Annotated in this window: 11 protein-coding genes; 2 read left to right on the top strand and 9 right to left on the bottom strand. The window is 41.2% G+C overall.

Annotated elements, in window-relative coordinates:
- The 7 genes from rfbA to glmU all read right to left on the bottom strand — a co-directional run.
- Positions 1-817: glucose-1-phosphate thymidylyltransferase RfbA (gene rfbA, locus JHD45_RS15320; protein WP_199477390.1), on the bottom strand; the 817-nt coding region annotated here is incomplete at its 3' end.
- Complete coding sequence (rfbB, locus tag JHD45_RS15325) at positions 817-1,908, bottom strand: dTDP-glucose 4,6-dehydratase (RefSeq protein ID WP_199477391.1); 1,092 nt, start codon at positions 1,906-1,908, stop codon at positions 817-819. The genes rfbB and rfbA, both read right to left, overlap by 1 nt.
- An 18-nt stretch (positions 1,909-1,926) precedes the next feature.
- Positions 1,927-3,465, bottom strand: a complete 1,539-nt coding sequence (locus JHD45_RS15330) for a phosphomannomutase (RefSeq protein ID WP_233407869.1) — start codon at positions 3,463-3,465, stop codon at positions 1,927-1,929.
- Positions 3,455-4,852, bottom strand: a complete 1,398-nt coding sequence (locus JHD45_RS15335; protein ID WP_199477392.1) for a mannose-1-phosphate guanylyltransferase/mannose-6-phosphate isomerase — start codon at positions 4,850-4,852, stop codon at positions 3,455-3,457. The genes JHD45_RS15330 and JHD45_RS15335 overlap by 11 nt, the downstream gene beginning before the upstream one ends.
- Before the next feature lie 45 nt (positions 4,853-4,897).
- Entirely contained in the window at positions 4,898-5,236 is a 339-nt protein-coding gene (locus JHD45_RS15340; RefSeq protein WP_199477393.1) for a MarR family EPS-associated transcriptional regulator, read from the bottom strand.
- 354 nt (positions 5,237-5,590) lie between these two features.
- Positions 5,591-7,417, bottom strand: a complete 1,827-nt coding sequence (gene glmS, locus JHD45_RS15345; RefSeq protein ID WP_199477394.1) for a glutamine--fructose-6-phosphate transaminase (isomerizing) — start codon at positions 7,415-7,417, stop codon at positions 5,591-5,593.
- Between the two features lie 132 nt (positions 7,418-7,549).
- Positions 7,550-8,914, bottom strand: a complete 1,365-nt coding sequence (gene glmU / locus JHD45_RS15350; RefSeq protein WP_199477395.1) for a bifunctional UDP-N-acetylglucosamine diphosphorylase/glucosamine-1-phosphate N-acetyltransferase GlmU — start codon at positions 8,912-8,914, stop codon at positions 7,550-7,552.
- 235 nt (positions 8,915-9,149) lie between these two features.
- Here glmU and galE point away from each other — a divergent pair, with 235 nt between their 5' ends.
- The gene (gene galE / locus JHD45_RS15355) at positions 9,150-10,169 is read left to right on the top strand and encodes a UDP-glucose 4-epimerase GalE (protein ID WP_199477396.1); all 1,020 of its coding nucleotides are present in this window, start codon (positions 9,150-9,152) and stop codon (positions 10,167-10,169) included.
- 64 nt (positions 10,170-10,233) lie between these two features.
- Here galE and JHD45_RS15360 read toward each other — a convergent pair whose 3' ends face one another.
- Both JHD45_RS15360 and JHD45_RS15365 read right to left on the bottom strand, forming a co-directional pair.
- Entirely contained in the window at positions 10,234-11,136 is a 903-nt protein-coding gene (locus JHD45_RS15360) for a LysR family transcriptional regulator (RefSeq protein WP_199477397.1), read from the bottom strand.
- Positions 11,137-11,911: 775 nt separating this feature from the next.
- Positions 11,912-12,364, bottom strand: coding sequence for an REP-associated tyrosine transposase (locus JHD45_RS15365; protein ID WP_199477398.1), 453 nt, complete (start codon positions 12,362-12,364; stop codon positions 11,912-11,914).
- A gap of 380 nt (positions 12,365-12,744) precedes the next feature.
- Between JHD45_RS15365 and JHD45_RS15370 the strand changes: the two genes are divergently transcribed.
- The gene (locus tag JHD45_RS15370; RefSeq protein ID WP_199477399.1) at positions 12,745-13,338 is read left to right on the top strand and encodes an FMN-dependent NADH-azoreductase; all 594 of its coding nucleotides are present in this window, start codon (positions 12,745-12,747) and stop codon (positions 13,336-13,338) included.
- Positions 13,339-13,385 lie beyond the last annotated feature (47 nt).

Consider the following 13,385-nt stretch of genomic DNA (forward strand, 5'->3'; position numbering starts at 1 on the left):
ATGGGCCTATATATTTCATCATATTATCTTTTGTTACCCATTTATTTCTATAAGCAATTTCTTCTAAACACGCTATTTTAAAACCTTGTCGTTTTTCAATAGTTTCTACAAAAGAAGATGCCTCATGCAAACTATCATGAGTACCAGTATCTAGCCAAGCGAAACCTCTTCCCAGCAATTCAATATTAAGCTCTCCACATTCTAAATACTTCTGATTAATGGATGTGATTTCTAATTCGCCTCTTGAAGAAGGTTCAACAGATTTAGCAATATCAACAACTCGATTATCGTAAAAATACAAACCTGTAACAGCAAAATCTGAACGAGGGTTTTTCGGTTTTTCTTCTAAACTAAGTACTTTTTGATTATCATCAAATTCTACAACCCCAAAACGTTCAGGATCACGAACTTTATAGCCAAAAATTGTGGCACCTCGTTCATTACATGCGGCTTTTTTCAATAAATTAGAAAAACCTTGCCCCCAAAAAATATTATCCCCTAATGCTAAACATACAGAATCATTTCCTATAAAATCTTCACCTATAATAAAAGCTTGAGCCAGTCCATCAGGGGATTTCTGAATTTCATATTTTAAATTCACACCAAATTGTGAACCAGTGCCTAGAAGTCTTTTAAAACTATAAACATCCTCTGGAGTAGTTATTATCAAAATCTCTTTAATACCTGCTAACATCAATACAGAAATCGGATAATAAATCATTGGCTTATCGTAAACAGCTAATAGCTGCTTAGATACACCCTGAGTTATAGGGTATAAACGAGTACCAGAACCACCTGCTAATATAATACCCTTCACTATTCAGCTCCATTACCTAGTCGTTTCATTTTATAGTCACCGTTTATTACTCTTAACCACCAAGAATCGTTGTTCAAATACCACTTAACAGTTTTTCTCATGCCAGTTTCAAATGTTTCATTAGGAACCCAGTTAAGCTTTTCCATTATTTTACTAGCATCAATAGCATATCGTAAATCGTGCCCGGGTCGATCTTCTACAAACGTCACCAAATCACGATAATTTCTAATACCCTCTGGTTTTTCTGGAACTAATTCTTCTAATAAATTACAAATTGTATAAACCACATCTAAATTACATTGTTCATTATGACCGCCTATATTATAAGTTTCACCAATTTCACCTTTGGTGACTACTAATAATAATGCTCTCGCATGATCTTCTACATATAACCAGTCTCGAATTTGTGATCCATCTCCATAAACAGGTAAAGACTTCCCTGAAAGAGCACTCAGGATAATATGAGGAACAAGTTTCTCTGGAAAATGATAAGGTCCGTAATTATTAGAACAATTAGTAATCAGTATAGGCAAACCATAAGTCCGATGCCACGCCCGAACAAGATGATCTGAACTTGCTTTACTGGCTGAATATGGTGAACTTGGTGAATATGGCGTAACTTCAGTAAATAGTGGTAGATCTTTTCCTTTCATCATATTTTTTGGGTGCGGTAAATCTCCATAGACCTCATCTGTTGATATATGATGAAAGCGAAAATCATCTTTTTTTTCTTTTTCCAAGGATATCCAATACTTACGCGCAACCTCTAGTAATGTGTAAGTTCCAACTATATTAGTATGAATAAACTCGCCTGGGCCATCTATAGAACGATCAACATGACTTTCAGCGGCCAGATGCATAACCACATCTGGTTTATGAGTATCAAATACTCTGTTAAGTTCATTAGCGTCACAAATATCAACTCTCTCAAACGAATAACGATCACTTTTTATAGAGTCTGGAATGGAATCTAAATTTCCAGCGTAAGTCAGCTTATCTAAATTTACAACATCATACTCAGTATCAGTTAAAATATGTCGGACAAGAGCACTACCAATAAAGCCCGCACCACCAGTAACTAAAATCTTCATATCAAACCTTATTCATGCTTAAGAATCTAACTCTTTTGAGAAATATTCAACAATATTTTCAATTAAATATTTTTCTTTATCTTTAACGCCAACTTCGCAATAAAATCTTAACTCAGGCGCATTACCAGAAGGCCTCATGTGAACTATATCACCATTATTCAATAGAATACGAAAGCCATCAGTTTCGTCAATACTCACTATCTCCAAAGATTCAAAGTCACTTAATAAAAAATTTATATGTGACAGAAATTCATTTTTTTTTGTCTCATTAAATTTGATTTTTTTAATTAAATTATCACTTTTTTTAGTCGAGATATTTTTAATTCGATCGCTAGCAGTAAAGCGTGATGACAATTCTAAACTAAGTTGACTTATAGGTCTCATCTGCTCCAACGACATAGCCAATACAATTAAGGAAGGTAACAGGGAGTCACGCGTCGGCAAAGCATGCAAGATTTCGCCATTCACCACAAAATTCGCCCCCACCAAAAACCCACCATTGGCCTCATACCCCACTACCCGAGCTTGTGGTGTTTCTTTCAAAAGCGTCTCCATGCCAGCAATTACATAAGGGGAGCCAATCTTGGTGCGTAATGTTTTTCTTTTGGGACTTTGAAATTCACTTCTTAATTCAAGAACTGTATTCACATTCACGGGTGCAGCCACATGAGTAGCCCCTAAATAATCGGCACACAACACACCAAGAATATCTCCTCGAAGCCACTCTCCATGTTCGTTAGCTATCAATGGTCGATCGCCATCACCATCGGTTGAGATAATGGCATCTAGGTTATGTGTTTTGGCCCAATCGAGACCTTTTTGCTTATCCTCTACTGATACCGCTTCCGTATCAATCGGCACAAAGGTGTCGGTTCGTTCTAAAGAAATAACTTCGGCACCAAAATGCACTAGCAACTCTTTGATAACATCTCGTGCGACACTAGAATGCTCATATACACCAATGCGTTTGCCCGTAAGCATGCTAGCAGGAAATAAATCGATATAACGTTGCTTAAACAAGGCAATTGCTTGCTCATTGACCTGAGGAAGTTCACTCTGTGTAACTTGTGCCAACAAGGTTCCAGATATAGAAACTTGACCCGCCATAATGCTCGCTTCGTCTGCTTTACTAATTTCACCATCTGGCCGATAAAATTTAATACCATTACGATCAAAGGGAATATGGCTCCCCGTGATCATCACGGCAGGAATATTGTTTTGCATGGCATAATAGGCTAGGGCTGGGGTGGGTAGAGTACCGCAATTGATCACTTCTATATCTGCAGCTTTCGCCGCGATAATGCAGGCTTTAGCAATCTCTGGGCTACTAGGGCGTAGATCCATTCCTATTGCCACACATTTAGCCGTCGGGCAGATAACTTGCAAAAACGAAGCAGTGTAAGCAAAGCAAAGTTCTGGAGTCAGATCCTTAACGAGGCCACGTACACCACTCGTTCCAAATGCCACGCCAAGTTGCTGACTTAACTTATCGACATTAACGAGTTCAGACTCTGAATTAGCAGTCATTTTCTTAACAACTACTTTTTTAACGGCCATAACGATCACTAAAACGTACTATGTCGTCTTCTCCAAGATAACTTCCTGATTGTACTTCCACTAATTCCAGTGGAATTTTCCCAGGGTTTTCTAAAGCATGAACTACGCCAACAGGGATATAGGTGGATTCATTTTCCGTCAGTAGAATTTCTTTATCACCATTTTGTACTTTCGCTGTCCCAGAGACCACCACCCAGTGTTCAGCACGATGATGGTGCATTTGTACACTGAGTTTTTCACCCGGTTTTACCATAATACGTTTTACTTGATGACGCTCGCCCAAATCCACCGTTTGGTAGGTTCCCCATGGACGGTGTACCGTGGTATGAAACATATGCTCTTCACGCCCTTCTTTTTGAATGCGCTTAACAATTTTCTTTACATCTTGGGCGTTATTCTTATCCATGACTAAAACGGCATCAGCCGTTTCTACTATTACTAAATCTTTTACACCTACCGCAGCAATCAAGCGAGATTCGGAGCGCACTAGGCAGTTAGACGTACCTTCCGACATGACATCGCCCAATAATACATTTTGATCGATGTCTTTTTCTGCATAATCATATAGCGCATCCCATGCACCTATATCACTCCAATCACCCGCATAAGGCACGACTTTGGCTTTGCGCGTAGGCTCCATTACCGCGTAATCTATGGACTCTTCCGGACAAGCAGCAAAAATATCCGCATCGATACGTATAAAATCCCTATCTTCACTGCGTTTTTCATAGGCATGACTCACCGCTTGGAAAATATCAGCCCGGTGGATTGCTAATTCATCTAGATAGGATTTGGCTTTAAATAAGAACATGCCGCTGTTCCATAGATAATCCCCAGAATCCAAATAGACCCGCGCCGTTGCAAGATCTGGTTTCTCTACAAACTCGGCAACCGCAAAATTCATCCCAGAGCGAATATAACCATAACCTGTTTCTGGACATGTTGCCTCCACACCAAAGGTAACAAGCGCATCCCCTTGTGCTAATTCGGCCGCTTGCTGAATGGTTCTTTCAAATGCTTGGGTATCACGAATAACGTGATCAGCAGGTAACACCAATAATAAAGCGTCACCTAAATCTCTATACTTGGCTTCCAGAGCAGCCAGCGCGATGGCTGGCGCAGTGTTACGACCATTAGGCTCTAGCAAAACACTCGCATTTTTTATACCAATTTCTTGTAATTGCTGGGCAATTAAAAAACGGTGATCTTCATTACAAACAATAATTGGTAAGCTCATATCTAAAGAAGATACTCTTTTAGCAGTCTGCTGTAGTAGACTATATTGAGTATCGATCAATGGAAGACACTGCTTAGGAAAGTGCTCGCGAGACAGTGGCCATAGACGGCTACCTACACCACCGGATAAAATAACGGGTATAATTTGCAAAATACATCCCTACCTATATAACAATTCAATAAAAAGCAAAGGCTACTAATCATTCTCGCTTTTTTTAGTTAAGACTTCTTTTCGAAGCTCTTCAATTTCTTGTGTTAAGCTTTCATACTCTTGCAATTTTTTTTGCAAGAAATGTCGGGTCAATATAGCCCTATCTTCTATTCCTTTTGGCGTAAGGAGATAAAGATAACTGACTTTATTAGCGTTATTTCTAAAATTCTCTACTTTCACCAAGCCCTTTTCGATCAAGGCTTTTAAGCAAAAGTTCACCTTGCCAAGACTAATCCCTAAACGGCTGGCTAATTCACGCTGACTTATGTCAGGATCTTGCTGAAGCTCTTTAAGAATCTTAAAACGATATTCATCTGTTAGCATGTAAAAAAACTACTGTTTCCTCAACATTAAGACATCAGTCTACGCGTATATATAGTTTGGCTTAAGGCACCGTTCATCAAGTGAACGATATTAGTGGAAAACATTAAAATATGCAAACAGTGTGATAGAAAAGAGATTGAAAATTTTAAATTATTGTGCAGTGACAGGAAGCTGCTTCACTGACCGTAGCTTAGGATTAAGCCTGAAAAATATCCATTGTGTCAGGCTTAATCATCGTCGGGATAGCTCCCTACTGGGCAATGATTATAGGCCAGACGTTAGTCTAACTATTTCTATCAGATAAATTGTCGGGATCACTTCCAACAATGTATGTTGACCTACAACAAGCGACGATTATTCAACAGTTACGGATTTTGCCAAATTTCTTGGTTGATCTACATCGGTACCTTTTACAACGGCAACATGGTAAGACAATAGCTGCAGAGGGATGGTATGCACTATCGGCTCTAAGATACTTTCTACTTTAGGCACTTCCGTAAAGGTAATATTTTCTTCGTTATTAAGCTCGGTACCCTTGTCTGCAAAGACGTAAAGTTCGCCACCTCGGGCGGCTACCTCTTGAAGATTAGACTTTAGCTTATCCAACATATCGTTATTTGGCACCATAGCAATGATGGGCATATTCTCATCCACCAAAGCCAATGGACCATGCTTCAACTCTCCAGCAGGGTATGCTTCCGCGTGGATATAAGAGATTTCCTTCAGTTTTAAAGCGCCCTCTAAAGCAATAGGGAACATGGCACCGCGACCAAGAAATAAAGCATTATGTTTATTTGCAAAGCAATCGGCAATTTTTTTGATGTGAGCATCTTCTTGCAGCGCGGCATTCACATAACTAGGCAATGATCGCATAGCTTGCACTAAGGCTTTTTCTTTTTCTGCAGACAAACCATTTTCCACAGCTATTGCTACACTAGTAATCAACAATGCTGTTAATTGTGTGGTGAAGGCCTTGGTTGATGCCACCCCAATTTCAGCGCCAGCATTGGTTAGCAATGTGAGTGCCGATTCACGCACCAGCGTACTAGAAGGCACATTGCAAATGGCGAGAGTCGTCAAATAACCAAGTGTTTTTGCCATGCGTAATGCCGCCAATGTATCGGCCGTTTCACCGGACTGAGACAAGGTTAAAAACAGCGTATTTTTAGGCACCGCCACTTTGCGATAACGATATTCGCTGGCGACTTCCACACTGCAAGGCACGCCCGCCAAATCCTCAAGCCAATATTTGGCAACCAATCCGGCATGGTAGCTAGTGCCGCAAGCGACGATATGGACATTTTCTACCTCTTTCAAAAAGCCAGAATCCGCACCAAAGCAACTGGTGAGGACCTTTGACTCACTAATTCGACCTTCTAAGCAAGCCGCAATCACTTTGGGCTGCTCATAGATCTCTTTCATCATATAATGACGAAATTCCCCTTTATCGGAGGCATCAACATTGTGATTAAAGACACTGATGGGGCGATCTTGCACTACACCACTTTGATCATAAATGGTCACCGCATCGCGTGCTACCTCAACCACATCTCCTTCTTCTAGAAATATAAACTGGTCGGTCACATGCAATAACGCCAACTGATCAGATGCCACAAAGCTCTCTTCGATCCCCACCCCAACAACCAGTGGACTACCTTTGCGAGCAGCAATAAAACGCTCTTCCTCTTTACTGCTTACCACCGCAATGGCAAACGCACCTTCCAGTTTTGTTAGTGTTTTTTGTACCGCTTTTAATAGGTCCAACTCCGTTTTTAAAGCATCGTCAATAAGGTGAACAATGACTTCTGTATCCGTTTCAGATTTAAACTGATAGCCTTTGGCTTTTAGGTCACGACGCAGTGGCTCGTGGTTTTCAATAATACCGTTATGCACTAAAGCTAAATGACCTCCTGAGAAATGTGGATGAGCATTCGCTTCTGTGGGTTTACCATGGGTTGCCCAACGTGTATGAGCAATACCCAATTTACCATCCAGCGGCTCAACATCGAACTTATCCTTGAGGGCTTGTACTTTACCTACTGCTCGGTGTGCAAACACACCATTACCATTGTTAATAGCGATACCTGAGGAGTCATAGCCACGGTATTCTAGTCGACTTAACCCTTCGATTAAAATTTTTGATACATTACGGCGAGCGATCGCGCCAACAATTCCACACATGGATAAATCCTTTCTAAGACTTATCAAACTACTTTATAAAGAAGAGCTTGATATTATTCAATAGAGACAAATAGCTAAGACTTATAGGCTTAGACATTTCAGTTAAAATACTTTAGACACGATACACTTTGGTTAAGACTTTTTAGCAACGCGAATCCAATTGTCTTTTTGTGTTTGCCGGCTTCTGGCTAACACTAGTTGATTCGCTTCAACATCGCGTGTGATCGTTGAGCCTGCAGCCACGGTGGCTCCTTCACCTATGCTTACGGGCGCTACTAATGAGGAATTGGAACCAATAAAGACATTGTCAGCTACTTGGGTCAAATGTTTATGCATGCCATCATAATTACAGGTGATAGTTCCTGCTCCCACATTGACACCAGCCCCCATGTGCGTATCGCCAATATAACTTAAATGGTTAACCTTGCTTCCCTCACCAATGATGGCTTTTTTGGTTTCGACAAAGTTACCGATTTTAGCTTTGTCGGCAAGCTGAGTACCGGGGCGCAGTCGAGCAAAAGGACCAATATCGCAGTGTTTACCTACAATACTGTCTTCAATCAACGTATGACTTTTTAGAATTGTGCCATCACCAATTTGACAATCTTTTAGATGGCAGTTAGCACCGATCTCTACATTGTCACCCAAGACAACATTGCCTTCGAAAATACAGTTGATGTCGATAATCACATCCTGCCCCGTGCTGAGTTCGCCACGAATATCAATTCGTGCAGGGTCTAACAAGCTTGCACCATTTTCCATCAACACTCTTGCTTGCTGATTTTGCATTTCTCGCTCAAGGGCCGATAGCTGAATTCTATCATTGACACCAGAAACCTCTGCTTCGTTTTCGGGGTGAACAGTAACAATCTCTACGCCATCTTGCGCGGCCATAGCAATAATATCAGTGAGATAATACTCTCCTTGGGCATTATTGTTGCTCAACGCTGCTAGCCATTTTTGTAGATGATTATTAGGCGCTAATAAGATCCCCGTATTCACTTCATTGATTAGCAATTCTTTAGCAGAAGCGTCTTTTTGTTCAACAATGGCAACCACTTGCTCTTGGTCATTACGAACAATTCGACCATAGCCCGTTGGATTTTTAAGTTTTATCGTGAGTAAAACCAATGTATTAGGAGAAGACAACGCCGTCATGGCGTTTAGTGTGCTTGCCTGTATTAAGGGTACATCACCGTATAGGGTCAAAGTCGATCCGCCGACCTGCAAATGAGGCGCCACTCGACGCAATGCATCACCCGTGCCTTGTGGATTATTTTGCCAAACAATATTGGCCGAAAATTTTTGACATTCAGCAGAAACTTTTTCTCCTTCATGCCCAACAATAAGATGTAATTTGGCCCCTGGTAGCTCTTTAGCAGTATTTAAAACATGTTGAACCATAGGTGTGCCCGCTATTTTATGCAGTACTTTTGGTAAGTTAGACTTCATTCGACTGCCTTTACCGGCAGCCAAAATAGCAACATCAAGAGTCATCAAGCGTCCTTAATTTATTGGCGTTTTATTGGTAAATAAAAGTATGAGTAGATGAAAGAATTGTGACCATTAGACCGCGACTCTCTTTTTTGCTCAAGTTGAATTGTCATTTTTTTTATGACAATCATTAAAAATAGCACATTATTAACAAATCTATTACAGCTTAGATCAATAGCATTACCATGACTCTTTCTGTAAAATTTCCTCCTCCACATAGAGAAGACAAGGGTTTAATGTGAAAACAATATTAGTGACAGGTGGTACAGGCTTTATTGGAAGCCATACTTGTGTTGAGTTATTAAATCAAGGTTACGATGTCATAGTCGTCGACAACCTTTGTAATTCTAGCCCACTCGTTTTGGAGCGGATCGCACAAATCACTAGCAAGAAAGTCACTTTTTATAAGCTAGACTTGTTAGATAAGCCGAACTTAGAAAACATTTTTCAAAAACATCCTATCGACGCGGTTATCCATTTTGCGGGATTAAAGGCTGTTGGTGAGTCAACAAAAATCCCCCTGAGCTACTATCATAACAATCTCACTGGGACGTTAGTTCTTCTCGACATAATGCAAAAGCATCATGTCTTTGATTTGGTATTTAGTTCATCTGCAACTGTTTATGGGGAAAACAACCCAATTCCCTATATCGAACATTTTCCTTTAAGCTCAACCAGCCCATATGGCCGGACGAAAGTAATGATAGAGCAGTTCCTTCAGGATGCTTTTAAAGCGGATTCTATATGGAATATTTCATTGTTGCGTTATTTCAATCCTGTTGGTGCTCATCCTAGCGGGTTAATGGGTGAAGATCCTAACGGCATCCCAAACAATCTGATGCCGTTTATCACTCAAGTTGCGATAGGCAAACGCGACAAATTAAATATATTTGGGGGCGATTACCCAACCCATGACGGTACAGGGGTACGCGATTATATTCATGTAGTTGATTTAGCATTAGGCCATATTAAAGCCCTCAAAAAGTTAGCACTCAACAAAACACCAAGCGTTGAAGCCTATAATCTTGGTGCTGGAAAGGGTTATAGCGTTTTAGATGTAGTAAAAGCGTTTGAAAAGGCCGCAGATAAAAAGATCTGCTACCAGATTGCTCCAAGACGCGAGGGCGATATTGCTGAATTTTATGCTGATGCAACAAAAGCCAAAAACGAATTAAATTGGCAGGTAGAGTTATCTTTGGAAGATATGTGCCATGACGCATGGAACTGGCAAAGCAAAAACCCAAATGGTTATCAGTAAGAAGTCAACAAAGTAAAGTAAATGCTCTGCATACACCTAGATGCCACCTAAAACAGGTGGCATTTTATTTTACACTCGGACAACGGCTACATTCCTTCTGAAGAAGCTCAACGAACAATCTTGCTGCGGGGCCAGTGCGCTCTCCTTTACCAAAAATAGCATACACATAAAAGGTACGTTCGCTCCCTGAAACAAGATTTAATCGTTTCAGCTTGCCACTTTGTAACGCATCGCTAATATCCGCTTTTGGCAACCAAGCAAAGCCAACGCCACTTGAGACAATTTCTAATGCGGATTGCACACTGGAAACCGTCCAACGGCGGTCGGTTCCAAGCCAGCCCGCATCCACCGAGCTTTCTACTGCGGAATCACGAATAACCAGTTGCAGCTCTTGACTGAGTCGCTCATTATTAATGGGAAGTGTTTCTTGATTCAAGGGATGATCCGCTGCTACAACCGCCACCAATTCGACCTCCACAATGGGATCAGCAAGGTAGCCTTTGGGCACAATACTACTTAGCACTAGGTCTGGATGCCCCTGTTTAAGCGCCTCTATACCACCACTTAACACCACCTCTTTCAATTGCACCAGAGTCCCTTGACTTTGTGGCTCGAACGCTCGTAATGCTCTTAATAATGCGGGGGTCGGAAAGACTTGATCGACAACCACTTCTAATTCTGGCTCCCAGCCTTGTCCTAAGGTTTTCGCTAATTCCTCCAAATCCACCGCTTCTTGGATTAAGTGCCGCGATCGTCGTAATAAGACCTCTCCCCGCTCGGTTAATTTTGCTTTGCGGCCTTCGATAATCAGTAAAGGGTAACCAAGTTGTTCCTGAAGACGGGCCACCGTATAACTCACTGATGATTGGCTTTTATGCAAGGCTTCAGCCGCTTGCGCAAACCCGCCTTTATCGACAACTGCTTGCAAAACACGCCATTGCTCTAATGTCACTCTTGGGGCTTTCAATATTGCTCTCTCTTTTATTAAACATTAAAAACACTTTGTAGATTCGACTTCAGTTGTCGGGCTGAAGCCGCGACCTACATTTAAACCGTGTCTATCAGGCAATCTACCATTCATTGTATTATTGTAGGTTGGACTTTAGTCCAACGGCTTTTGTCGGGCTGAAGCCGCGACCTACATTTAAACCGTATCTGTCAGGCGACCTACCATTCGCTGTATTATTGTAGGCTGGACCTTAGTCCAACGGTTTTTGTCGGGCTAAAGCCACGATCTACATTTTAACCATGTCTGTCAGGCAATCTACCATTCGTTGTATTACTGTAGGTTGGACTTTAGTCCAACGGTTTTTGTCGGGCTAAAGCCGCGACCTACATTTTAACCGTGCCTATCAGGCAATCTACCATTCATTGTATTATTGTAGGTTGGACTTTAGTACAACGGTTTTTGTCGGGCTAAAGCCACGATCTACATTTAAACCGTGTCTATCAGGCAATCTACCATTCATTGTATTATTGTAGGTTGGACTTTAGTCCAACGGCTTTTGTCGGGCTGAAGCCGCGACCTACATTTAAACCGTGTCTGTCAGGCGACCTACCATTCATTGTATTATTGTAGGTTGGACTTTAGTCCAACGGCTTTTGTCGGGCTAAAGCCGCGACCTACATTTAAACCGTGTCAGTTAGGCGACCTACCATTCGTTGTATTATTGTAGGTTGGAGTTTAGTCCTACGGTTTTTGTCGGGCTGCCTTCCAACAATACATGGCAACCTACCCGTGTCTATAAATATATTGCATTCCAGTACGGATAGTTTCTTATACTTTTAACTAAACCTTTTCTTAAGGGGTTGACAACGATGTATCGTGCTATATTTTTACGATCTTCGTCTCTTCGCAAAGCCCTGTCATAAAATGATGGCTGCCAAAGCCTTCCCTGTTTCATTAAAGATCTATTGATTTGCTTAGCACTGCCCCCCTTTAGCGATCTAATAACACTCGACAAGCTTGATTGGTCCGATTCGAGCCGAACCAACCCATGAAAATGATCCGGCATCAAAACCCAAGCCAACCAAACACAATCAAACTGAGTTTCGTTTACTTGTATTTGTTGGCAGAATAACTGTGCTACATTGAAGTCCTTAAAATATGGATATCTATTTTGAGTATTAAACGTAACAAAATATTCTCCATTATTTTGTGAATATCTTCCTTTTCTCAAGTCATTCCATGACATAATTTTTCCTTATTTCAAGCGCATTGAGGTTGGATCTCAGCTTCAGTTTAACAAGTACTTTTGTACTGAAGCTGCGATCTACAAGACCCCGATCAAATAACTAATTGTCGGGCTAAAGCCACGACCTACCATCTCCTTGTATGATTGTTAGACTTCAGTCTGACGTCCCCATGCTCCTCCTACTCCTGTGTCGGGATAAATCCCGACCGACCTAGCTATCATCACACAAAATATGATTTTTTCGTCATTATATATCGTATTTTTCGATCACTATCCGCTAAATAATGCGCTTTCTTATCGAATAAACTGTCTTTATTATAGCCTCATTAATAAACTCACGGGACAGAATGATCCCATTAATGATAATTGGAGAGTAAATAATGCCGACTTTATTACGTATTGACTCTAGTGCTTCTGGTGACAACTCAAAATCTCGCCAACTGGCCAACGAATTTGTTGAAAAGTGGTTAGCGAAAAACCCCGAAGGAAAAGTTGTATCTCGCGATGTGACTGCCAACCCTTTACCACATTTTACGGGTGAAACACTTGGCGCTCTTTTCACGCCAGAAGCAGATCGCACTCCAGAACAAAAAGCCATTGTTGCCATTGGTGACGAGTTAATTGAAGAGTTAGAAGCCGCTGATATCGTGATCGTTTCTGCACCAATGTATAACTTCGGCATTCCATCGACTTTGAAAGCTTATTTTGACTACATTGCACGCGCTGGTCGCACTTTTAAATACACTGAAACCGGCCCGGTTGGGCTTGTTAACAAAGACGCTTATGTTTTTGCAGCAAGCGGCAGCTTCTTAGCAGATACACCTGCCGACCATCAAGTTCCTCATATCCAAACCTTCTTAGGTTTTATCGGTTTGAACGTGAAAAACACCTTTGTTGCTGGCGGTCAAGCACTTGGCGAGCCAGGTGAAGAGGCCTTTAGCAAAGCTAAAGCCCATATTGCTGAAGCGGTATAATCGCAACGCTATCGTTTAGCATTCTCCTACGAAACAAAGCCAAAGCC

Source organism: Marinomonas spartinae, from assembly GCF_016461715.1.
In the GTDB taxonomy this organism is placed as follows: domain Bacteria; phylum Pseudomonadota; class Gammaproteobacteria; order Pseudomonadales; family Marinomonadaceae; genus Marinomonas; species Marinomonas spartinae_A.

Excerpts from the sequence above, each read along its gene's own strand:
- rfbB (WP_199477391.1), bottom strand. The coding sequence starts at position 1,908 with ATGAAGATTTTAGTTACTGGTGGTGCGGGCTTTATTGGTAGTGCTCTT.
- JHD45_RS15340 (WP_199477393.1), bottom strand. The coding sequence starts at position 5,236 with ATGCTAACAGATGAATATCGTTTTAAGATTCTTAAAGAGCTTCAGCAA.
- JHD45_RS15365 (WP_199477398.1), bottom strand. The coding sequence starts at position 12,364 with ATGTCATGGAATGACTTGAGAAAAGGAAGATATTCACAAAATAATGGA.
- glmU (WP_199477395.1), bottom strand. The coding sequence starts at position 8,914 with ATGACTCTTGATGTTGCTATTTTGGCTGCCGGTAAAGGCAGTCGAATG.
- JHD45_RS15330 (WP_233407869.1), bottom strand. The coding sequence starts at position 3,465 with ATGGCCGTTAAAAAAGTAGTTGTTAAGAAAATGACTGCTAATTCAGAG.
- glmS (WP_199477394.1), bottom strand. The coding sequence starts at position 7,417 with ATGTGTGGAATTGTTGGCGCGATCGCTCGCCGTAATGTATCAAAAATT.
- JHD45_RS15370 (WP_199477399.1), top strand. The coding sequence starts at position 12,745 with ATGCCGACTTTATTACGTATTGACTCTAGTGCTTCTGGTGACAACTCA.